Raw genomic sequence first — 21252 nt, 5'->3', positions numbered from 1 at the left:
ATGCTCCCCGCCGAACGCAGGAGGCGCATTCTCGAGGAGGTGCGCCAATCCGGGGGACTCGATGTCGTGTCCCTGTCGGAGCGCTACCACGTGTCGAAATCGACCATCCGGCGCGACCTCGACTTCCTCGATGGCCAGGGTATGCTCCAGCGGGTGCGGGGTGGAACGATCGATGCAGATACACGCACCTTCGCCCAGATCGTCACGAAAGCCGCGGCCGACAAGCTTGCGATCGGACAGCGGGCCGCTGCCCTCGTCAAGGATGGGGATATCGTCCTCATTGACATCGGCACGACGACAGCAGCCGTCGCCGAGGCCCTTCACGGCCGGCGGATCACCGTTCTCACGGCCTCCCTCGCCGTCGTCGACATCCTCCGCGACTCCCCCGCGACCGAGCTCGTCGTCCTCGGCGGTGTCGTTCGAGCCTCCTACCTGTCGATGGTCGGCTCCCTCACGGCACAGGCGCTTGCCCAGCTGCGCGCCGACATCGCCTTCCTCGGAACGTCTGGCGTGCGCGACGATCTCATCGTCATGGACTCGACCGGCACGGAGGTGCCGATCAAGCATTCGATCCTCGAGAACTCGACGACGGCCTACCTTGTCGCGAGCCCGGATAAGTTCCCCGGTTCCGGTATTCTTCAGATCTGTCCGGTCACGGATTTCGATGGCGTCATCACAACCGCGACCGGCCCCCTCATCGACTCCATCCGTTCTTCAGGCGTACAGGTGATCCATCCATGAAACTTCTCATCGTCGGCGGCGGCGGGTTCCGCGTCCCCCAGATTCTCAGCGTGCTCGCCAACCCGGAGCTGCCGCTTCACCTCACCGAGGTGTGCCTCTACGACCTCTCCCCCGAGCGCCTGGCGGTCATGAAGGACGTCGTCGATCAGCTCGGCTATAGGAACCTCCCCGCCATCACGACGACGACGGACATGGTCGATGCGGTGCGCGGATCCGACTTCATCTTCTCCGCCATGCGGATCGGCGGCACGAGCGGCCGCGTCATCGACGAGCGGGAGGCTCTCGCTCGCGGGCTCCTCGGGCAGGAGACCGTCGGCCCCGGCGGATACGCTTATGCGTTCCGCACGATCCCCGAGGCGATGAGGCTCGCACGGACGGTGCGGACCCACGCCCCGGAGGCGTGGGTCATCAACTTCACCAACCCCGCCGGCATCATCACGCAGGCGATGCGGACGGTTCACCCCCGTGTCGTCGGCATCTGCGACACTCCAATCGGTCTCGTCCGTCGCGCCTCCGGCATCGCCGGCCACGCCGAGAGCGACATCGACTACGACTACATCGGGCTCAACCACCTCGGCTGGCTCCGGTCGCTCAGCCATGAGGGCGTCGATCTTCTTCCCGGGATCATTGCCGACGACGATCGTCTCGACCGCCTCGAGGAGGCGCGGACCGTCGGCCTCGACTGGGTCCGGGCCATCGGCATGATCCCCAACGAGTATCTGTACTACTACTATTTCAACCGAGAGTCGGTCGAGAAGATCTCGGTCGGCCAGACCCGCGGGGAGTTCCTCCAGCAGCAGCAGGGCGCCTTCTACAGTGCGGCCGCAGCGGACCCCCACCTCGCCGGGGAGCTGTGGACGCGTACGCACGACGAGCGCGAGGCCACCTACATGGCGGAATCGCGCGACGAGGGGGAGGTCCGGCGCGAGGAGGACATGGGCGGCGGCTACGAGCATGTCGCTCTCGAGCTCATGACCGCCCTCGCCACCGGTGTCCCGGCACGGATGATCCTCGGCGTCGCGAACAGCGACGCGCCCTCGCTCCTCATCCCGCAGCTCCGCGAGGACGCCGTCATCGAGGTGCCGTGCACGGTCGACTCCTCCGGCATCCACCCCCTCAACCAGGCGCCGCTCACCGGGCCCGAGCTCGGACTGGTCACCCAGGTCAAGGCCTGCGAAGAGCTCGTCATCGACGCCTCGCTCTCCGGCGATAGGACCCTCGCGTGGCGGGCCATCGCCTCCCATCCGCTCGTCGACTCGATCGGCATCGCCAAGGATGTTCTTACTGCCTACATCGACAAGAACCCCGACATCGAGAGAACGTTCAACGCCTAGACGAGGGAGGGCCGGAGACAGTGTCTCCGGCCCTCCCTCATTCGATCCCACACGAGCGGTCGACACGCGTGTCGACGGGCGCTGCAGCTCGTCGGCCCAGACTCAGGCCATCACTCGGCGTTGACGATGGAGAGAGTGACGGGACCGGCCGAGTAGTCGACACGGTCGAGAATGCTCGCCGGAACGCGGAAGACCCTGCCGGGCGCGGCGGGCCAGGCGAGCCTGACTGAGCCGATGACCCCGCCCTGACGCGCCTCGACGGCGGGCCGTGCGACGTAGCGGTCGACCCAGAACAGGAGCCTGTTCCTCGCGGGACCGACATCACCGGGCCGGATGATGTTCGGGCTCACCCACCGAAGCGGGCTCTCGACGACAAGAGCCACTCCCGCCGTGGGTGCCCGCCCTCCCCCGAGGTGGGCGAGGACCTGGGCGGCCACGTGCTTCCCATCGAGCGCGGCGACATCGGCCGTCTCGACCGGGTGGAGAAGGTTGCCGATGGCGAACACTCCGTCCTTCGACGTGCGCAGGCCGGCGTCGACCCTTGGAGACTTCGCGGCCGGATCCATATCCAGACCCGCCATCCTTGCCAGCTCGTGATCGGGCACCCAGTCGCCTGTGAAGACGACCCAGTCGGCGTCGATGACGGAGCGGCGTCCGCTGTCCAGATCCTCGATCTCGACTCCGGTCACCCGGCCCCTGCCGATGACCCGGACGACCTTCGAACGTGTGACGACCCTCGTGCCGAAGAGGAGCCTGCCCGGCCCGCGGAACACCCGGTACGACTCGCTCGTGGGATGTTCGGTGACGAGGGCGACCGGCTTGGCGCCGGCCTCCTTGAGCGTGAGTGCGGCCGACCACGAGACGAGCTCGCCACCGATGATGACGGCTCGGCCGCTCAACCTTTCCCCATGGAGATGGACCATATTCTGCAGCTGGCCGGTCGTCAGGACCCCCGCCGGACGGTCACCGGGGATCCGGCGGGCCATGCGCGGGCGTTCTCGTGCGCCCGTCGCGAGGATCGTCGCCCGGGGCCGGATGAGAATCCTGCCCTCGGGGCTGGTCGCCTCGAGCCCACCATCGTCCGCATAGCCGGTCACCTGGGTGCGTGTCATGATCTGCGCCCCGGCCTTCTCCGCCTCGGCGACGAGCCTGCGGGCGTACGCCGGTCCGGTCATGAAAGACTTCCTGTCTCTCATGCCATAGCCCGGGTGATCGGAGTGGCGGGGGATGCCGCCGGCGGTCTTCTCCCGATCGACAACGAGGACATCTGTCGACCTGGCCAGCTCGGCCGCCGCGGTGAGCCCGGCAGGTCCTGCGCCGACGATGAGCACGGAGGGGGTGAGGGTCGTCGTGTAGGACATGTCAATTCCCCTTCGCTGAGGCGTTGAACTGGGCGCTGACCTCGGCGCCGCAGAAGAATCCCTGGCATCTGCCGTTCATCGCCCGCGTCCGCCTCCTCAGCCCGTTGATCGTCGTGGGCGGGATCGTCGAGTTCATCGCATCGCGGATCTCGCCGCGGGTGACGCGCTCACAGAAGCAGACGATCTCCCCGTAGGCGGGGTCGGACTCGAGGAGCTCCCGATCCGCGAACGGCCGCATCTGGTGCTCCCCGAGGGGCGGCATGGTCGGCGGCTCCGGAAGGTCATCCCTCTCCGTGAGGTTCATGTGGTCGGCCAGCATGCCCATGACGTGCCTGCTCACCGCCATGGCGGACGTGAGCCCGGTGGAGCGGATGCCCGCGGCGATGAGATAGCGCTGGCCCTCGTCGACCTCGATGAGATAGTCGGAGAGGTTGTGCGCCGCTCGCAGGCCCGCGTACGAACTCGTCACCTCCTCGTCCAACAGCTGGGGGAAGATGTGGGCGCCCTTCTCGAGGAGGAACTCGAAGCCCGATTCGGTGGTCGACGTATCGAGCCTGTCCTCACCGTCGTCGGCCGTCGGGCCGAGCATGACGTTGCCGAACGCCGTCGGGCTGACGAGCACGCCCTTGCCCTTCTTTGACGGCACGGCCAGGACGATCCTGTCGACGAGCTCGGCGGACAGCTTGTCATAGACAAAGAGCTCGCCCTTTCGGGGGTGGATGCGGATGCGGTCGTATCCGAATCTCTGATCGAGGATGTCGCCGCCGAGACCCGCGGCGTTGATGACCCACCGAGCCTCGACGTCACCGTGATTCGTGCCGAGCACGGTCGTCTCCTCGCCGACGGCTACGTGGGTGACCTCGTGGTCGAGGAGCAGCGTCGCGCCCCTCGTCACCGCTTCGGTGGCGAAGGCGAGCGGGAGCGACCATGCGTCGATGATCGACTCATCGGGCACCGTCAGCCCGCCCCGGACTCCGGCGCCAAGGTGCGGGAGCAGGCCGTAGACACTGCCGGCATCGATGATCTCGGTCTTCGTGTAGCCGTTCTTCTCTGCCTTCTCCTGGAGAGAGGGGAGTGTCGCCTGCTCCTCCTCATCCCACGCGACGAGCACGGCCCCGCAGCGCTTGAGCGCGACGCCGGTGGCCTCGCAGTACTCCTGGGTCAGGTGGTATCCCTCCCGGACGAGTTCGGCCTCAAGGGTCCCCGGAGTTGCATCGAACCCGGTGTGGAGGATCGCCGTGTTCGCCTTCGACGTCCCCTCGCAGACGTCCTCGCGGACGTCGAGGAGGGCGACGCTGGCCGAGGTGCCGGCGAGGTCGCGGGCGATGGCGGAGCCGATGACTCCGGCTCCGATCACCGCAACGTCATAGGGTGGTATGGCCTTCATGTCAGCCTTGTCCTGTCTCTTCTAGAATTCGAGGTTCGCCTCGACGGCGGCCCGCCAGCGCCTGCGGAAGTCGAGTGCCTGCTCAGCGGGAATCGAGGGCTCGTATGATGCCTCGGCCTCCCACGAGTACGGAGCGTCCTCGACCGGCATGTCCGGGTCGAGCGCGAGCCGCATGGCGGCGGCCACGCCGAGTGCCGTCGCATGGGCGGACGGGTAGGTGTCGATCGGCACCTGCAGCAGATCGGATTGGATCTGCATGAGGACCTTCGACTTCGTCAGCCCGCCGTCGACCTTGAGCCGGGCGATGGGGGCGCTGCCGTCCTCGGCAATGAGGGCGGCGAGCTCGGCCACCTGGGCGGAGATCCCCTCGAGAACGGCGCGAGTGACCTCTGGTCTGCCCGTCGAGAGCCGCATGCCGGTGAGGAAGGCCCCGGCGTCCGAACGCCACCACGGGGCGGCGAGCCCGGCGAACGACGGCCCGCAGATAACCCCATCCGAGTCGTCCGCGGCGATCTCGTCAAGCTCCGTTGCATCAGCGATGATCCCCATGTCCCTCATCCAGCGCACCGCGGTCGCGGCCGTGTACACCTGCCCATCGACGCAGTAGGAGGTCTTACCGCGCACCGTCCACGCGACCGATGTCGTCAGCCCGGTATCGAAGCGATGTGCCTCATCGCCGGTATTGACGAAGAGGAAGGCGCCGGACCCATAGGTGCACTTGCTGTCGCCCCGGTCGAGGCAGCTCTCGGCGAGGAGCGCGGCCTGCTGATCGACCATGAGCCCACCGACCGGGATCTCCCCACCGAAGACGCCCGTCGTCCCGACGATCTCATCGGAGGCGACGAGCCGCGGCAGCGGCTCATCCTGCAGTCCGAAGATCTCGAGGAGCTCGTCGCTCCACGTCACTGAGTCGATGTCGAGGAGGAGCGAGCGGGAGGCGGTCGAGGTGTCGGAGACGAACTCCCCCGTCAGCCGGAACGCGAGCCAGGCATCCGTCATCGTCACGACGCCCTCCCGCGTGAGGTTCTCACGGACCCAGGCGAGCTTCGGTGCGGCGAAGTACGTGTCGAGGACGAGCGCGGTCAGCTCGTGGATGCGCTCCTTCTTGTCTGCGAGGCGGTCGACGATGCCCTGCGAGCGCTTGTCCATCCAGTTGATGCAGGGGGTGAGCGGTTCTCCGGTCGTCGGGTCCCACGCGAGGACGGTCTCCCCGACGTTGGCGAGGGCGACTCCGTCGATCGGCCTGCCAGCCTGGGCGATCGCCTCGCGACCGGCGTCGACGATCGAGCTGTAGAGCTCCTCAGGATCCTGTTCGATGGCGTCCGGGGACAGATGGTTGAGCGTGACCGGCTTCTCGACGATGGCGTGGATGCCGTCGTCGTCGACGACGATCGCCTTTGAGCCCGAGGTTCCCTGATCGAGTGCGAGGATGGCCATGGATGATCTCCCTTTCGGTCTTCGTTGACCTGGTCAGGCGAGGAGCAGGTGTGCTCCCCTCTCCGTGAGTGTGGTGGTGTGGTCAGCGGACAGGCCGCTGTCGATTGCGATGTAGGACGGCGTCTCGACGCCGCACAGGCGGTAGGGTGCGATGCCGCCGACCTTCGTCGAATCGGCGACGACGATCGACATCGCCGAGTTGGCGAGGACGGCCCTCTTGACGTGCATCTCGTCGAAGTCATAGTCGGTCACGCCCGCGTCGGCGTCGATCGCCCCGATCGAGATGATGGCGATGTCGGGGAAGAGCGAGTCGAGGAACGACGTCGCCATGCTCCCCGAGAGGGACAGCTCCGACTTGCGGAGCCGGCCTCCCGAGACGATGATTTCCGCGTTCGGCAGGTGCGCCAGCGTCGCCACCGCCCGCAGCGAGGCCGTGACGATGGTTCCGGAGAAGGTGGGTTGGATCGCCCGTGCCAGGGCCTCGACCGTTGTGCCGAGGTCGAGGAACACCGTCGCATCCGACGGAATCAAGGCCACGACGCGCTCCGCGATCCGCTGCTTATGGGCAGCGGCAACGCTCTCCCGCTCCGAGTGAGGCGGCTCGGTCGATGTCGGGACGCCGACCGCTCCCCCGTACACCCGCTTGAGAAGAGAGCGTCTCTCGAGTTCGAGGAGATCACGCCGAGCGGTTTCGACGGAGACGCTGTATCGCTGGGCGATGTCCTCGGTCTCGACCCCGCCGCGGGCGCGCAGGTCCTCGAGAATGAGGCTTCTGCGTTCCTGAGCAAGCACGATTCCTCCTTGAATCCGACACCTGCACCCTAGCCCAACCCACAGAACCGGGCAATATTCCACACAAACTCTGCACGCACGTATGTCCTGCCGCCGTCGGTCGGTTTCTCGCGAGCCTCCGTGGGCGCCCGAGAACCCGCGGCCACCTCACTATCCGTGTCCCGCTCACCACACTGCCTTCGCGCACGACGCCGCCCACTCTGCATACGACGATGGGGCGACCGGCAGTGCCGGTCGCCCCATCATGCGTCACCCCTTAGAAGGCGGGGACGACCTCACCGTTCGGGTAGGTGTCGGTGATGAAGTCGGCGACCTCCTGCGAGTGCAGGAGCTCCTCGAGCGTCTGGATCGCATCAGCCTTGTCCGAGTCGGTGCGCCACGCGAGGATGTTGGCGTAGGGGTTGTCCTCGCCGGACTCGATGGCGATCGCGTCCTCAGACGGGACGAGCCCACCCTCGAGTGCGAAGTTGCCGTTGATGATGGAGATTGCGACCTGGTCGAGGGTGCGGGGCAGGTTCGGGGCCTCGACCTCGACGAACTCGAGGTTCTTCGGGTTGTCGGTGATGTCGTAGATCGTCGGGTTCTCAACCGAGCTGTCGACGGTGATGAGGCCGTTGTCCTCGAGCAGCCACAGTGCGCGGGCCTGGTTCGACGGGTCGTTGACGAGAGAGACCTTCGCGCCGTCCTCGAGCTCATCGAGGGACTCGAGCGAGTCGGAGTAGACGGCGTAGGGCTCGATGTGGATGCCCTCGCCGTGCTCGAACTCGAAGCCGTTCTCCTCGACCTGAACATCGAAGTACGGCACGTGCTGGAAGAAGTTCGCATCCAGCTCGCCCGAGTCGAGGTTGCGGTTGGGCAGGACGTAGTCGGAGTACTCGACGATCTCGAGATCGATCCCGGCCTCGGCGGCGAGATTCTCGTCGATGAAGGCGAGGATGTCGGCGTGCGGCACCGGCGAGGCGCCCACGGTCAGCGTGACGGTCTCGCCCTCGGCGGCGGTCGTCTCCTCGGCGGTCTCCGCATCGGAGGAGCAGGCGGTCAGAGTGAGTGCAGCAGCGGCTGCGAGCGCAATGAATGTACGGCGCATAGTTCTTGTTCCTTTTGTGGGTGGTGACAGGATGTGTGAGTTCTTGCTTCCCGGTACGCGGCGACTCAGCGGTGGTCCACGTACCGGCTGAGCATGTCGCCGAGCGTCTGGACGATCTGAACGATGACGATGATGACGACGATCGTGATGATGAGGACGTCGAGGAAGTACCGCTGGTAGCCGTAGTTGTAGGCGAGCGCACCGAGTCCGCCGCCGCCGACCGTGCCGCCCATCGCCGAGAAGCCGATGATCGTGATGACGAGAACGGTGATCGACTGGATGATGCCGGGCATGGCTTCGCGGAGAATGACGTCGCCCATGATCCGGGTGCGCGTCGCCCCCATCATCTGCGCGGCCTCGATCTTCCCGGTATCGACAGCGAGGAGGTTCGTCTCGACGAGGCGCGCGAAGAATGGGATCGACCCGACCGCGAGGGGGAACACCATTCCCCGCCAGCCGATGTTCGTCTGCATGACCCAGTCGGTGACGGGCAGCAGGATGATGAGAAGAATGATGAAGGGGATCGACCGGCCGATGTTGACGACGGCCGAGAGGATCTGGTTGAGAACCGGGGCGGGGCGAATGCCGGTCTTCGCGCTCGTCACGAGGAGAATGCCGAGCGGAAGCCCGAGAAGCACGGTCGCGAGTGTCGACCAGCCGACCATGAGGAGGGTCTCGACCGTCGCACTCCACAGGGAGTTCTGAATGACGGGCTGATCGAACCACAGCATCTCTGTCCTCATGCCGCACGCTCCTCTGCGTCGATGCCCTGCGCCCTCAGGGTCGCCACCGTCTGGGCAGCCCTCGTCGGGTCGGTCGCGATGACGAGCCGGGCGACCTGGTTCGCCCCGTGGGTCTCGAACGTGCCGGCCGTGACATCCCCGCCGAGCTCGGCGATGACGCCGAGGACATGCGAGCTCGACGGCTCGCCCGGCCGGGATGTGAACGCGACGTCGATAAGCACCTTGCCCTCCGGCGGGTCATCGACCCGCGGCGGCGGCACGATCGCACGACCGAGGCGCGACGCCGTGTCGGCGACGATCTCGCCGACGTTGCCGGACTGGACGACGCGGCCCTTCTCGAGGAGGGTGACGCTGTCACAGGTATCCCGGACGACCGACATCTCGTGCGTGATGATGACGACCGTGACGCCGGTCTGGTCGCGGACGTCCTTGATGAGGGTGAGGATCTGGTCGGTGGTCTGCGTGTCGAGCGCCGAGGTCGGCTCGTCGCACAGCAGTACAGCCGGGCGCGCCGCAAGAGCTCGCGCGATGGCGATGCGCTGTCGCTGTCCGCCCGAGAGCTGAGACGGATATGAATTGCCGCGGTCCCCGAGGCCGACGAGGTCGAGGAGCTCCTGGACCCGCTCGCGCCTGTGGCCACGGTCGAGGCCCGCCACCTTGAGCGGGTAGGCGATGTTCTGGCCCGCCGTGCGGGCATCGAGAAGGTTGCCGCCCTGGAACACCATGCCGATCGAGCGGCGCGCGATCCGCAGCTCCTTCGGGCCGAGCGCGGACAGGTCCTGTCCGTCGACCCAGATGTGACCTTCGGACGGTTTCTCCAGCGCGGTGAGGCAGCGGATGAGGGTGGATTTGCCGGCACCCGACTGGCCGACGATGCCGTGGATCTCTCCGGCGGGGATCGAGAGATCGATACCGTCGAGGGCAACAACAGGCCCCGGGTATACCTTGCGGACTCCGTCCAGCGTAATCATCGATCTCCTCCATCGGTCCTGGCGGTAGCACCGAACGCTCTCGGTTGCTGCAGCTTCTGCGAGCCAGGTCTCTCAGCTGCTCTTGATGGTCATCTAATTAGACACGCTCCGTGCCGAGACGCGACCGCATGTCTCACATAGCGGTATTGACCTCGACGAGCCAGAGCCTGCCAGCGAAAGCTCTCCCGCCGGAGCGCTCAGTCTATGGGACGGCCCGGGCCATGGCGAGACCGGTGAGCCAGATCATCACGCCGGACAGAAGAATGCAGAGGGTCTCAGAGCCCGACCGTTGACGGATGACAATATGGTCCAGCACGTTCCAATTCGCCCGAGCGCATCTCGGAGCTGAGCCGCAACCCCATCAGACTCAAAGCGGCCGGCGTGGACATCGTTCAACACGACATCCCACACCGGCCGCTTCGCGGCATCTCCTGCCCGTGGACCGCTGAGGTCGTCCTCGGCGTACCGAAGCAGGCTTGTTAGTCGATTACGGCCGCATTGGCTGCGGCGATGATGCGGAGGTTCTGCGGCAGCGCCCCGTCGAAGCCCGGCGTCGACATGGTGAGGATGACCGTGTCCCGCTCAGGGTTGTTGACGAACTTCGTGCTGAAGAAGCCCTGCCAGCTGTAGGCGCCCTTTCCACCGAGGTAGTGGATCGATCCGGGAGGTGCGTTGACGCCCTCCTGGAGGTCGACCTGGTAGCCCCACTTGTTCTGGGTCAGCTGCCAGTTCGTGAGGTCGCCGATCTGGTTCGACGTCATCTGCTCCACCGCTGCGCGGCTGACGATGCGGACACCATCCAGCTCACCCTTGTTGAGGAGCATCTGAGCGAACCTGAAGTAGTCCGACGCGGTTCCGTGGAGCCCGCCGGCGCCGCTGAAGTAGGTCCGGTGCTCGCTGAACGTGTAATCCGGGCCGAGATTGCCCATGCCGAGCGGGGCAGTCCCCACCTGCTTCTCGTCGCGGCCGGCCCAGTAGACGGCGGCAATGCGGTCCCACTGATCCTTCGGAGGGAAGAACCACGTCTCGTTCATGCCGAGCGGTTCGAAGATGTTCTTCCGAAGATAGGTGTCGTAATCCATGCCCGACACGATCTCGACCAGGCGACAGAGAGTGTCGACGCTGTTGTTCGAGTAGTCGAAGGCCTCCCCTGGGTGGGACATGAGGGGCATCTTCGCCAGGATGTCGATGTTGCTCTCGAGCGTGATCGGCGGGGCGTTCAGATCGTCCATGAGCCCGGCCTCGGCGTAGAGCTTCGGCACGACACGGTAGTTCTGTGGCGTGAACAGGTCGTACCACCACGAGTTCGTCATACCGGCGGTCATCGACAGGAGGTGGTGGATGGTGATCTCACGCTTGGGGGTGACGAGCTTGACCTCACCCCAGTTGTTGAGCTCCGCGACTTTGACATCGGCGAAGGCCGGAATGAACTTCGAGATCGGGTCGGAGAGCGAGATCAGACCCTGATCCCACAGCTGCATGACGGCAACCGCGGTGGGAACCTTGGACATCGACGCGAGCCGGAAGATGCTGTCCGTCTGCATCGGCACGTCGTCGTCTGCCTTGCCGAAGGCTTTGAAGTAGCACACCTTCCCGTGGCGGGCCACCAGGACGACCATGCCCTGGTAGGCGTCTTCGTCCATGTGTCCTTCGACCAACCTGTCGATGTTGGCCAGGTACTCACTGGACATCCCCACGCTCTCGGGGTCTACAGTCACGATGTTGTTCACGTTGTCTCCATTCTCAGCACGTCAGTGTGCTGATCCTCTGGCCCGTGGCACATCCCATAGGCGGGCCTTTTCTGACAGTATGCGACCACGTGAGCCAGGGTCAACGGTTCAGGAAAAGTGGGTGCAATCGGCGGCTTTCGCAGTGAAGGCGGGGATGCCGCGAAGGTTCTCAGCCTGACGAGTATCTGACCAACAGAGCAGATGGCACCGGCTCCTCATGCGGCCTCGGCCGAGGACCCATGACCATCCCGAACGTCGTGGCCCCACTGGTGCGCGAAGGAGCCGGCCGCCGACGCGCCCTTGGGCGACCGCGGCTGCGCGGAGCAGGGAAGTCTATGCCGCCGAGGGTGTCGGATAGATCGGCTGCCGAGGGTCAGAGCAGAGCCGCGAGGACCCTGAGCTCCAACTTCATCACGTTCACCACGGTCGCACCGGCACCGCGTGCGGATGTGGCCCCGGGGATGGAGTCCTCGAAGGCGAGGCAGTCGGCTGGTTCGACCCCGAGTCGGTCCATGGCAGTCGCGTAGGGTGCCGGGTCCGGCTTGCCGGGGAGTGGTTCGTCGCCCGTCACCTGTGCCGAGAAGTAGGCCTTCGGCAGGCTGTCGATGGCGGGACCGACGAGGTGGATGGGTGTCGCGGTCACGAGGGCCTGCGGGATCCCCGCTCCGTGGAACGCATCGAGAAGGTCAACGGCTCCCGGCATGAGGTCCGGGTCAGGATAGACGTGCTCCGCCATAAGATCGGCGACCTCCTGGAAGAGGACCATCGGCTCCGCCGCATCGCCTCCATCCCGCTGGAGGATGCGGTGCAGATACTCGGCGTGCGCCTGAGTCGACGACCCGTGAAGGGCAGCCTCGTCCTCCCCCGACCATCGACCGCCCCGGCGTTCGACGACCTTCTTCGACAGGGCGACCCATTGGGATTCGGTATCGGTGATGGTTCCATCCATGTCCCAGAGGATGGCGGCGGGTTCTGATTCGAGTCCGCAGGCGCGGAAGACGTCACGGAGGTTCATACGGTCCAGGGTACTCGAGGCCCTCTCCCCCATTCGCCAACCGTCACCAATCCTCAGAGGCAACCGCTGCCCACACACGGGTCTGTCAGGCCAGAGACCATGGCCGCGACCACGACCGCGACGAGTGCCTCCGCCCGAGAGACACGTATGCCCCGACCGAAGCCGGGGCATACGAGAGAGATCTAACCGATCATCAGGCGAGGATCTTGGTGACCTTGCCTGAACCAACGGTGTGGCCGCCCTCGCGGATAGCGAAGCCGAGGCCCTCCTCCATGGCGATGGGCTGGATGAGCTCAACGGTCATCTCAGTGTTATCGCCGGGCATGACCATCTCGGTGCCCTCGGGCAGCGTGATGACGCCGGTGACGTCCGTGGTGCGGAAGTAGAACTGCGGGCGGTAGTTGGAGAAGAACGGGTTGTGACGGCCGCCCTCCTCCTTCTTGAGCACGTAGGTCTGCGCCTCGAACTTGGTGTGCGGGGTGATGGTGCCCGGCTTGCAGACGACCTGGCCGCGCTCAACCTCTTCGCGCTTGATGCCGCGGATGAGGAGACCACAGTTCTCGCCGGCGTCGGCGTGATCCATCTGCTTGTGGAACATCTCGATACCGGTGACGGTGGTCGTCATCGGCTTCTCCTTGATGCCGAGGATCTCGACATCGGAGTTGATCTGGAGCTGGCCACGCTCGACACGACCGGTGACGACGGTGCCGCGACCAGTGATCGTGAAGACGTCCTCAATCGGCATGAGGAAGGGCTTGTCGAGCTCGCGGACGGGGTCGACGAAGTAGTTGTCGACCTGCTCCATGAGATCTTCCATGGCCTTGACCCACTTCTCGTCGCCCTCGAGGGCCTTGAGAGCGGAGATCTGCATGACGGGAGCGTCGTCGCCGTCGAAGCCCTGCGAGGAGAGAAGGTCACGGACCTCCATCTCGACGAGCTCGAGGATCTCCTCGTCGTCGACCATGTCGGACTTGTTCAGCGCAACGATGAGCTGCGGAACGCCGACCTGGCGGGCGAGAAGAACGTGCTCGCGCGTCTGGGCCATCGGGCCGTCGGTGGCTGCGACAACGAGGATCGCGCCGTCCATCTGGGCTGCGCCGGTGATCATGTTCTTGATGTAGTCGGCGTGACCGGGGGCGTCAACGTGCGCGTAGTGACGCTTCTCGGTCTGGTACTCGACGTGCGAAACGTTGATCGTGATGCCGCGCTGACGCTCCTCGGGAGCGTTGTCGACCTGGTCGAACGGGGTGAACTCGTTCAGGTCCGGGTACTTGTCCGCAAGAACCTTGGAGATGGCAGCGGTCGTCGTCGTCTTACCGTGGTCGACGTGACCGATCGTGCCGATGTTCATATGCGGCTTGGACTTGTCGTACTTGGCCTTGGCCACTTGTCCTCCTGGGGGACTCGGGTAGTTTCACTGCGTTTCATAGGATACAGGAGCATCCTAGGGGCGAAGCGATCTACTGTCGGTTATTTTACTTACAAACGACCTAGGCTCACTCGCCCCGGGTCTTCTTGATGATTTCCTCGGAGACGTTCCTCGGAACCTCCGCGTACGTCGAGAACTGCATGGTGTACACCGCGCGTCCCTGCGTCTTCGAGCGCAGGTCACCGACGTAGCCGAACATTTCAGACAGCGGAACTTGGGCGCGCACGATCTTGATGCCGGTCGCGTCTTCCATGGACTGGATCATGCCGCGGCGAGAGTTGAGATCGCCGATGACATCGCCCATGTACTCTTCGGGGGTGCGGACCTCGACGTCCATGATCGGCTCGAGCAGGACCGGATCGGCCTGCTTGATGCCCTCACGGAACACGCCCTGGCCGGCGATCTTGAACGCCATCTCAGAGGAGTCGACATCGTGGTACGCGCCGTCGAGGAGGGTGGCCTTGACGCCCACCATCGGGTAGCCGGCAAGGATACCGTTCTCCATCGCAGCCTGGATGCCCTGGTCAACCGAGGGGATGTACTCGCGGGGCACGCGGCCGCCGGTGACGGCGTCCACGAACTGGTACATCGGACCGTCTTCGACCTGCGGGAGCGGCTCGAAGGCGACCTGGACCTTGGCGAACTGACCGGAGCCGCCCGTCTGCTTCTTGTGCGTGTAGTCGACCTTGTCGACCTTGCGACGGATGGTCTCGCGGTAGGCGACCTGGGGTGCGCCGACGTTCGCGTCAACCTTGAACTCGCGCTTCATGCGCGTGACAAGGATGTCGAGGTGAAGCTCGCCCATACCGCCGATGACGGTCTGACCGGTCTCATCGTCGAGGCGGACCGAGAAGGTCGGATCCTCTTCGGCGAGACGCTGGATCGCGGTGCCGAGCTTCTCCTGGTCACCCTTCGACTTGGGCTCGATGGCGACGTGGATGACGGGCTCCGGGAAGGTCATCGATTCGAGGATGACCGGCTTCTGCGAATCGCAGAGCGTGTCACCCGTCGTCGTGTTCTTGAGACCGATGACGGCGTAGATGTGGCCCGCGTGGGCGACATCGACCGGGTTCTCCTTGTTCGAGTGCATCTGGAAGATGCGGGAGATCCGCTCCTTCTGGCCCTTCGTGGAGTTCTGGATCTGCGAACCGGCCTCAAGCCTGCCCGAGTACACGCGAATGTACGTGAGCTTGCCGAAGAACGGGTGGACGGCGACCTTGAACGCGAGGGCCGCGAACGGCTCGTCCTCGGACGCCTTGCGGGTGACGACCTCATCCTCGTCGTTGACGGCGTGGCCCTCAATGGCGGGCACGTCGAGCGGCGACGGGAGGTAATCGATGACACCGTCGAGCATCGGCTGAACACCGATGTTCTTGTAGGCGGAGCCGCAGAAGACCGGGTAGGCCTCGCCTGCGATCGTCAGCCTGCGGATGGCGCCCTTGATCTCCTCGATCGTGAGCTCCTCACCGCCGAGGTACTTATCGAGCAGGTCCTCGTCGGTCTCGGCGACGGACTCGAGCAGCTCGGCGCGAGCGGCCTCGACTGCGTCGAGCATGTCGGCGGGGATCTCCTCCTCGACGACGAGCGTGCCGTAGGTCTTCTCACCGTTCTCGTCCTCGGACGGGAAGCGGTAGGCAACCTCGCGGACGATGTCGACGACACCGGAGAGCTCGCTCTCGGCGCCGATGGGGAGGGTCACGACGAGCGGGGTCGCCTTGAGGCGGTCGCGGATCGTGCCGACCGTGAACTCGAAGCTGGCGCCGAGCTTGTCCATCTTGTTGACGAAGCAGATGCGGGGCACGTTGTACTTGTCCGCCTGACGCCACACTGTCTCCGACTGGGGCTCAACGCCCTCCTTGCCGTCGAAGACGGCGACAGCGCCGTCGAGGACACGCAGCGAGCGCTCGACCTCGACCGTGAAGTCGACGTGGCCGGGGGTGTCGATGACGTTGATCTGGTTGTTCTTCCAGAACGCGGTCACCGCGGCCGACGTGATGGTGATGCCGCGGTTCTTCTCGTCTTCCATCCAGTCGGTGGTCGACGCGCCATCATGGGTCTCGCCCATTTTGTAGTTGATGCCGGTGTAGAAAAGAATTCGCTCGGTCGTTGTCGTCTTGCCGGCATCGATGTGCGCCATGATGCCGATATTGCGGACCTTCGTAAGGTCGGAAAGCACTTCCTGTGCCACTGTTCAGCTCTCTTCGGTTCGAGGTGGTCGGACGGCCGCTTACCAGCGGTAGTGGGCGAAGGCCTTGTTGGCCTCGGCCATGCGGTGCGTGTCTTCGCGGCGCTTGACTGCGGCGCCAAGACCGTTCGAGGCGTCGAGAATCTCGTTCATGAGGCGATCCGTCATCGTGTTCTCACGACGCTGCCTCGAGTAATCGACGAGCCAGCGGAGAGCCAGCGTGGTGGAGCGTCCGGGCTTGACCTCGACGGGCACCTGGTAGGTGGCACCGCCGACACGGCGGGAGCGGACCTCGAGGGACGGCTTGATGTTGTCCATCGCGCGCTTGAGAACCTCGACGGGATCCTGGCCGGACTTCTCGCCGACACCCGCGAGGGCGCCGTAGACGATGGCCTGGGCGACGGACTTCTTGCCGTCGCGCAGAACACGGTTCACGAGCTGGGTGACGACTTCCTGGCCGTAGACGGGATCGGCGACGATCGGGCGCTTCGGAGCGGGGCCTTTACGAGGCATTACTTCTTCTCCTTCTTGGCGCCGTAGCGAGAGCGAGCCTGCTGGCGGCTCTTGACACCCTGGGTGTCGAGCGAGCCGCGGACGATCTTGTAGCGAACACCCGGGAGGTCCTTCACACGACCGCCGCGAACGAGCACGATCGAGTGCTCCTGGAGGTTGTGGCCCTCGCCGGGGATGTAAGCGGTGACCTCGATGCCCGTCGACAGGCGCACGCGGGCGACCTTACGGAGCGCCGAGTTCGGCTTCTTGGGGGTAGTTGTGTAAACGCGGGTGCACACCCCACGACGCTGCGGGCTACCCTGGAGGGCCGGCGTCTTGGAGGCGCCTGGCTTCGTTGACCGGCCCTTGCGGACCAGCTGCTGAATAGTGGGCACTCTATCTCCTGCTCAGTAATTGTGGATAAAGGACTGACCTGTCCTGTGACGATCCGGTCTATCGCAGCAACGCCGAGCCGTCTCCTCGTCTGCGGGTGCAACTCCCGCGCGCGAGGAACGTTCGTCAGAACGAACGCCGTATATCAGATTAGCCGGATGGCTCAGCCAAGGTCAAAGGATTGGCCTGCATCGAGCGGTGGTGCTCGACACAGGCCAATCATGGGTCAGCTCTACGCTGACACGATCAGTTCCCGGTGAACGCCGGGCCGTAGCCCGAGTAGCCGGTCCCGTAGAGGCCGGACCCGAAGTCGAGCCCGTCGTACGGATCGAGATCCTGGCGGATGAAGCCCGTCATCTTCTCGAACTCGAGGCGCGCCTCGGTCGTCGGCTCCGCGGCGGCGGTGCGCAGCTTCTCCAGGCCGGTGCCGGCCGGGATGAGCTTGCCGAGGATGACGTTCTCCTTGAGGCCGTTCAGCGGGTCGCGCTTCGCGTTGAGTGCGGCCTCGGTGAGGACCTTCGTCGTCTCCTGGAAGGAGGCGGCGGACAGCCACGAGTCGGTCGCGAGCGACGCCTTCGTGATGCCCATGAGCTCGGGGCGGGCCGTTGCCGGCTTGCCGCCGCGGGCCACCGCCTCGCGGTTCGCGGACTCGTAGTCCTTGACGTCGGCCAGCTCACCCGGCAGCAGGCTCGTGTCGCCGGACTCGATGACCGTCACGCGGCGCAGCATCTGGCGGACGATGACCTCGATGTGCTTGTCGTGGATCTCGACGCCCTGCGAGCGGTACACGGCCTGGACCTGCTCGACGAGGTAGAGCTGCGCGCGGCGACGGGTCGAGATGCGGAGGACCTTCTTCGGGTCCACCGAACCCTCCGTCAGCTGCTCGCCCACCGCAACGTGCTGGCCGTCCTCGACGAGGAGCTTGACCGAGCGGGACACCTGGTAGGACAGGTCGTCGCCGCCGTCGTCGCGCTTGATGACGAGCTGACGCGAACGTTCGCCGTCCTCGACCGAGACGATGCCTGCGGCTTCCGTGATCGGGGCCTCACCCTTCGGTGTGCGGGCCTCGAACAGCTCCTGGACACGGGGAAGACCCTGCGTGATGTCGTCTGCCGACGCCACACCGCCCGTGTGGAACGTCCGCATCGTCAGCTGCGTGCCGGGCTCGCCGATCGACTGGGCGGAGACGATGCCGATCGCCTCGCCAATGTCGACAAGCAGGCCGGTCGCGAGCGAACGTCCGTAGCACATGGCGCAGGCGCCGGAGCGGGAGTTGCACGTGAGGACCGAACGGACCATGACCTCATCGAGGCCGGCCTGGAACAGCCGCTCGATCTCGACATCGCCGAGGTCGGTGCCGGCTGCAACGATGACGCTGCCATCCGCATCCGTCACATCGGCCGCGAGTGTCCGTGCGTAGACCGAGGTCGGCACCGCCGGGTCGAGGCGGCGCACGCCGGTCTCGTCGACGTAGGCAATGCGGTTCGTCAGGCCCTTTGCCACACCGCAGTCGTGCTCGCGGATGATGACATCCTGCGCGACGTCGACCAGGCGACGGGTGAGGTAGCCCGAGTCGGCGGTGCGCAGTGCCGTATCGGCGGTTCCCTTACGGGCGCCGTGGGTGGCCGAGAAGTACTCGAGGACGGACAGGCCCTCGAAATAGTTCGACTTGATCGGGCGGGAGATGATCTCGCCCTTCGGGTTGGCGACCAGGCCTCGCATGCCGGCGAGCTGACGGACCTGAGTCCAGTTGCCGCGGGCGCCCGAGGTGACCATCCGGTTGACCGAGTTGTCGTCGGTGAAGTTGTTCCTCATCTCCTGTGCGACGTGCTCGGTCACCTCGGTCCACAGGTCCGAGAGGTCGCGGCGCCGGTCGGCGTCCTCGATCATGCCGTTCTCGAACAGCTCCTCGATCTTCGCCGCCTGCTCCTCCGCCTCTTCGAGGATCCCGGCCTTCGACTCGGGAACCTGGATATCTGCGAGGGAGATCGAGACGCCGGAGCGGCCCGCCCAGTAGAAGCCGGTCTCCTTCAGCGCGTCGAGCGAGGCGCCGACGTCGACCTTCGGGTAGCGCTCAGCGAGCTCGTTGACAATGGCACCGAGGCGCTTCTTGTCAACCGTCTCGTTGACGTAGGGGAACTGGACCGGCAGCGCGTCGTTGAAGAGCGCCCGTCCGAGCGTCGTCTCGAGGATGATCGGATCCTCATCCGACCAGCCCTCGGGGGCGACCCAGCCGCGCGGGGGCACGAGCTTCGGGAAGCGGATGAGGACCGTGTCATTGAGACCGATCTCGCCGGTGTCGAACGACATGATCGCCTCGCCGACCGAGGAGAACCTGCGGCGATCCTCGCCCGTGACCTCGTTCTCGCTCGTCAGGTGGAAGATGCCGATGATCATGTCCTGCGAGGGCATGGTGACCGGGCGACCGTCCGACGGCTTGAGGATGTTGTTGGCCGACAGCATGAGAATGCGGGCCTCGGCCTGCGCCTCTGCGGACAGCGGCAGGTGGACAGCCATCTGGTCGCCGTCGAAGTCGGCGTTGAACGCCGCACAGACGAGCGGGTGCAGCTGGATGGCCTTACCCTCGACGAGCTGCGGCTCGAACGCCTGAATACCGAGGCGGTGCAGCGTGGGTGCGCGGTTGAGGAGGACCGGGTGGTCGGTGATGACCTCTTCGAGGATGTCCCACACCTCGGAGCGCTGACGCTCGATGAGTCGCTTGGCCGCCTTGATGTTCTTCGCGACCTGCTGGTCGACGAGACGCTTCTGGACGAACGGCTTGAACAGCTCGAGCGCCATCGCCTTCGGCAGGCCGCACTGGTGCAGCTTGAGCGTCGGGCCGACGACGATGACCGAACGGCCCGAGTAGTCGACGCGCTTGCCGAGGAGGTTCTGACGGAAGCGGCCCTGCTTGCCCTTGAGCATGTCGGACAGCGACTTGAGCGGACGGTTGCCGGCGCCCTGGACGGGACGACCGCGGCGGCCGTTGTCGAACAGTGCGTCGACGGCCTCCTGCAGCATGCGCTTCTCGTTGTTCACCATGATCTCGGGCGCATCGAGGTCGATCATGCGCTTGAGGCGGTTGTTGCGGTTAATGACGCGGCGGTACAGATCGTTGAGATCCGAGGTCGCGAAACGGCCCCCATCGAGCTGGACCATCGGACGCAGGTCCGGCGGGATGACCGGGAGAACGTCGAGGACCATCGACTCCGGCTTCGTGCCGGTGGTGCGGAACGCGTTGACGACCCTGAGCCTCTTGAGGGCGCGGGTCTTGCGCTGTGCGGTGCCGGTCTTGATCGTCTCCTGGAGGATCTCGGCCTCGGCATCGAGATCGAAGCTGCGCAGGCGGGCCTGGATGGCCTCGGCGCCGCGCGACGCCTCGAAGTACATGCCCCAGCGGCCGTACATCTCGCGGTACACATCCTCATCGCCCTCAAGGTCGCCGACCTTGAGCTTCATGAAGCGATCCCACACCTCTTCGAGGTGATCGCGCTCGACCTCGGCGGACTTGCGGATGCGGGCCTGCTCCTTCTCGCCCGCCTCCTGGATGGCCTTCCGCTCCTTGGCGGTCGCACCGGATGCCTCGGCCTCCTCGAGCTCACGCTCGGTCTGCTGGGCAACATTCTCGATGTCGACGTTGAGCTGGTTCTCGATCTCCTTGAGCTCGAGATCCACCTCGCCGCGCAGCTCGGGCATGGCCTCCGAACGGCCCTCCTCATCGACATCCGTCACCATGTAGGCGGCGAAGTAGATGACCTTCTCGAGGTCCTTCGGTGCAATGTCGAGCAGGTAGCCCAGGCGCGAGGGGACGCCCTTGAAGTACCAGATGTGGGTGACGGGAGCCGCGAGCTCGATGTGGCCCATCCGCTCACGGCGGACCTTCGCGCGGGTGACCTCCACACCGCAGCGCTCGCATTCGATTCCCTTGTAGCGGGGACGCTTGTACTTGCCGCACGCGCACTCCCAGTCCCGCGTGGGGCCGAAGATGCGCTCGCAGAAGAGACCGTCCTTCTCGGCCTTCAGCGTGCGGTAGTTGATTGTTTCAGGCTTCTTGACCTCGCCGTGCGACCACGAGTGCACATCCTGTGCGGTCGCCAGCGAGATATGGAGTTCATCAAACAGATTGACGTCGAGCAAGATTCCTACTTCTTCCTT

16 protein-coding genes and 1 riboswitch are annotated in these 21252 nt (G+C 65.4%); of the genes, 2 read left to right on the top strand and 14 right to left on the bottom strand.

Annotation, left to right across the window (positions count from 1 at the left end):
• Together EJO69_RS11965 and EJO69_RS11960 are read left to right on the top strand one after the other, a co-directional pair.
• A complete protein-coding gene (locus EJO69_RS11965; RefSeq protein WP_164519966.1) occupies positions 1-741 on the top strand; it encodes a DeoR/GlpR family DNA-binding transcription regulator in 741 nt (246 codons plus the stop codon).
• Positions 738-2075: a family 4 glycosyl hydrolase gene (locus EJO69_RS11960; RefSeq protein ID WP_126042123.1), complete on the top strand. Its 1338-nt coding sequence runs from the start codon at positions 738-740 to the stop codon at positions 2073-2075. Before EJO69_RS11965 ends, EJO69_RS11960 begins: the two co-directional genes overlap by 4 nt.
• Positions 2076-2185: 110 nt before the next feature.
• On the opposite strand, the gene EJO69_RS11955 is transcribed toward EJO69_RS11960, so the two are convergent.
• The 14 genes from EJO69_RS11955 to EJO69_RS11890 form a co-directional block, all read right to left on the bottom strand.
• The gene (locus tag EJO69_RS11955) at positions 2186-3436 is read right to left on the bottom strand and encodes an NAD(P)/FAD-dependent oxidoreductase (RefSeq protein ID WP_126042121.1); all 1251 of its coding nucleotides are present in this window, start codon (positions 3434-3436) and stop codon (positions 2186-2188) included.
• Position 3437: 1 nt separating this feature from the next.
• Complete coding sequence (locus tag EJO69_RS11950; protein ID WP_126042119.1) at positions 3438-4823, bottom strand: NAD(P)/FAD-dependent oxidoreductase; 1386 nt, start codon at positions 4821-4823, stop codon at positions 3438-3440.
• Positions 4824-4844: 21 nt separating this feature from the next.
• The gene (locus EJO69_RS11945) at positions 4845-6260 is read right to left on the bottom strand and encodes an FGGY family carbohydrate kinase (protein ID WP_126042117.1); all 1416 of its coding nucleotides are present in this window, start codon (positions 6258-6260) and stop codon (positions 4845-4847) included.
• Between the two features lie 33 nt (positions 6261-6293).
• Positions 6294-7052, bottom strand: a complete 759-nt coding sequence (locus EJO69_RS11940) for a DeoR/GlpR family DNA-binding transcription regulator (protein WP_126042115.1) — start codon at positions 7050-7052, stop codon at positions 6294-6296.
• 256 nt (positions 7053-7308) lie between these two features.
• Complete coding sequence (locus EJO69_RS11935) at positions 7309-8139, bottom strand: MetQ/NlpA family ABC transporter substrate-binding protein (protein ID WP_126042113.1); 831 nt, start codon at positions 8137-8139, stop codon at positions 7309-7311.
• Positions 8140-8204: 65 nt separating this feature from the next.
• Entirely contained in the window at positions 8205-8882 is a 678-nt protein-coding gene (locus EJO69_RS11930; RefSeq protein ID WP_126042111.1) for a methionine ABC transporter permease, read from the bottom strand.
• Positions 8879-9853, bottom strand: coding sequence for a methionine ABC transporter ATP-binding protein (locus EJO69_RS11925; protein ID WP_126042109.1), 975 nt, complete (start codon positions 9851-9853; stop codon positions 8879-8881). Before EJO69_RS11925 ends, EJO69_RS11930 begins: the two co-directional genes overlap by 4 nt.
• A riboswitch (SAM riboswitch) is annotated at positions 9847-9945 on the bottom strand. It overlaps the preceding gene by 7 nt.
• Positions 9946-10332: 387 nt before the next feature.
• Positions 10333-11583 carry a serine hydrolase domain-containing protein gene (locus tag EJO69_RS11920; RefSeq protein WP_211331448.1) on the bottom strand — a complete coding sequence of 417 codons (1251 nt, stop codon included), beginning with the start codon at positions 11581-11583 and terminating at the stop codon, positions 10333-10335.
• A 373-nt stretch (positions 11584-11956) separates the two neighbouring features.
• A complete protein-coding gene (locus EJO69_RS11915; RefSeq protein ID WP_164519965.1) occupies positions 11957-12598 on the bottom strand; it encodes an HAD family hydrolase in 642 nt (213 codons plus the stop codon).
• Between the two features lie 193 nt (positions 12599-12791).
• The gene (gene tuf, locus EJO69_RS11910; protein ID WP_126042105.1) at positions 12792-13985 is read right to left on the bottom strand and encodes an elongation factor Tu; all 1194 of its coding nucleotides are present in this window, start codon (positions 13983-13985) and stop codon (positions 12792-12794) included.
• Between the two features lie 109 nt (positions 13986-14094).
• The gene (fusA, locus tag EJO69_RS11905) at positions 14095-16215 is read right to left on the bottom strand and encodes an elongation factor G (RefSeq protein ID WP_126042103.1); all 2121 of its coding nucleotides are present in this window, start codon (positions 16213-16215) and stop codon (positions 14095-14097) included.
• 39 nt (positions 16216-16254) lie between these two features.
• Positions 16255-16725 carry a 30S ribosomal protein S7 gene (gene rpsG / locus EJO69_RS11900; protein WP_126042102.1) on the bottom strand — a complete coding sequence of 157 codons (471 nt, stop codon included), beginning with the start codon at positions 16723-16725 and terminating at the stop codon, positions 16255-16257.
• A complete protein-coding gene (rpsL, locus tag EJO69_RS11895) occupies positions 16725-17099 on the bottom strand; it encodes a 30S ribosomal protein S12 (RefSeq protein WP_126042100.1) in 375 nt (124 codons plus the stop codon). Before rpsL ends, rpsG begins: the two co-directional genes overlap by 1 nt.
• 244 nt (positions 17100-17343) lie before the next feature.
• Positions 17344-21234, bottom strand: coding sequence for a DNA-directed RNA polymerase subunit beta' (locus tag EJO69_RS11890; protein ID WP_126042098.1), 3891 nt, complete (start codon positions 21232-21234; stop codon positions 17344-17346).
• Between the last annotated feature and the right edge of the window lie 18 nt (positions 21235-21252).

The sequence above is a fragment of the Flaviflexus salsibiostraticola genome, assembly GCF_003952265.1.
In the GTDB taxonomy this organism is placed as follows: Bacteria; Actinomycetota; Actinomycetes; order Actinomycetales; family Actinomycetaceae; genus Flaviflexus; species Flaviflexus salsibiostraticola.
This window is presented reverse-complemented; position numbering and strand designations above follow the sequence as displayed.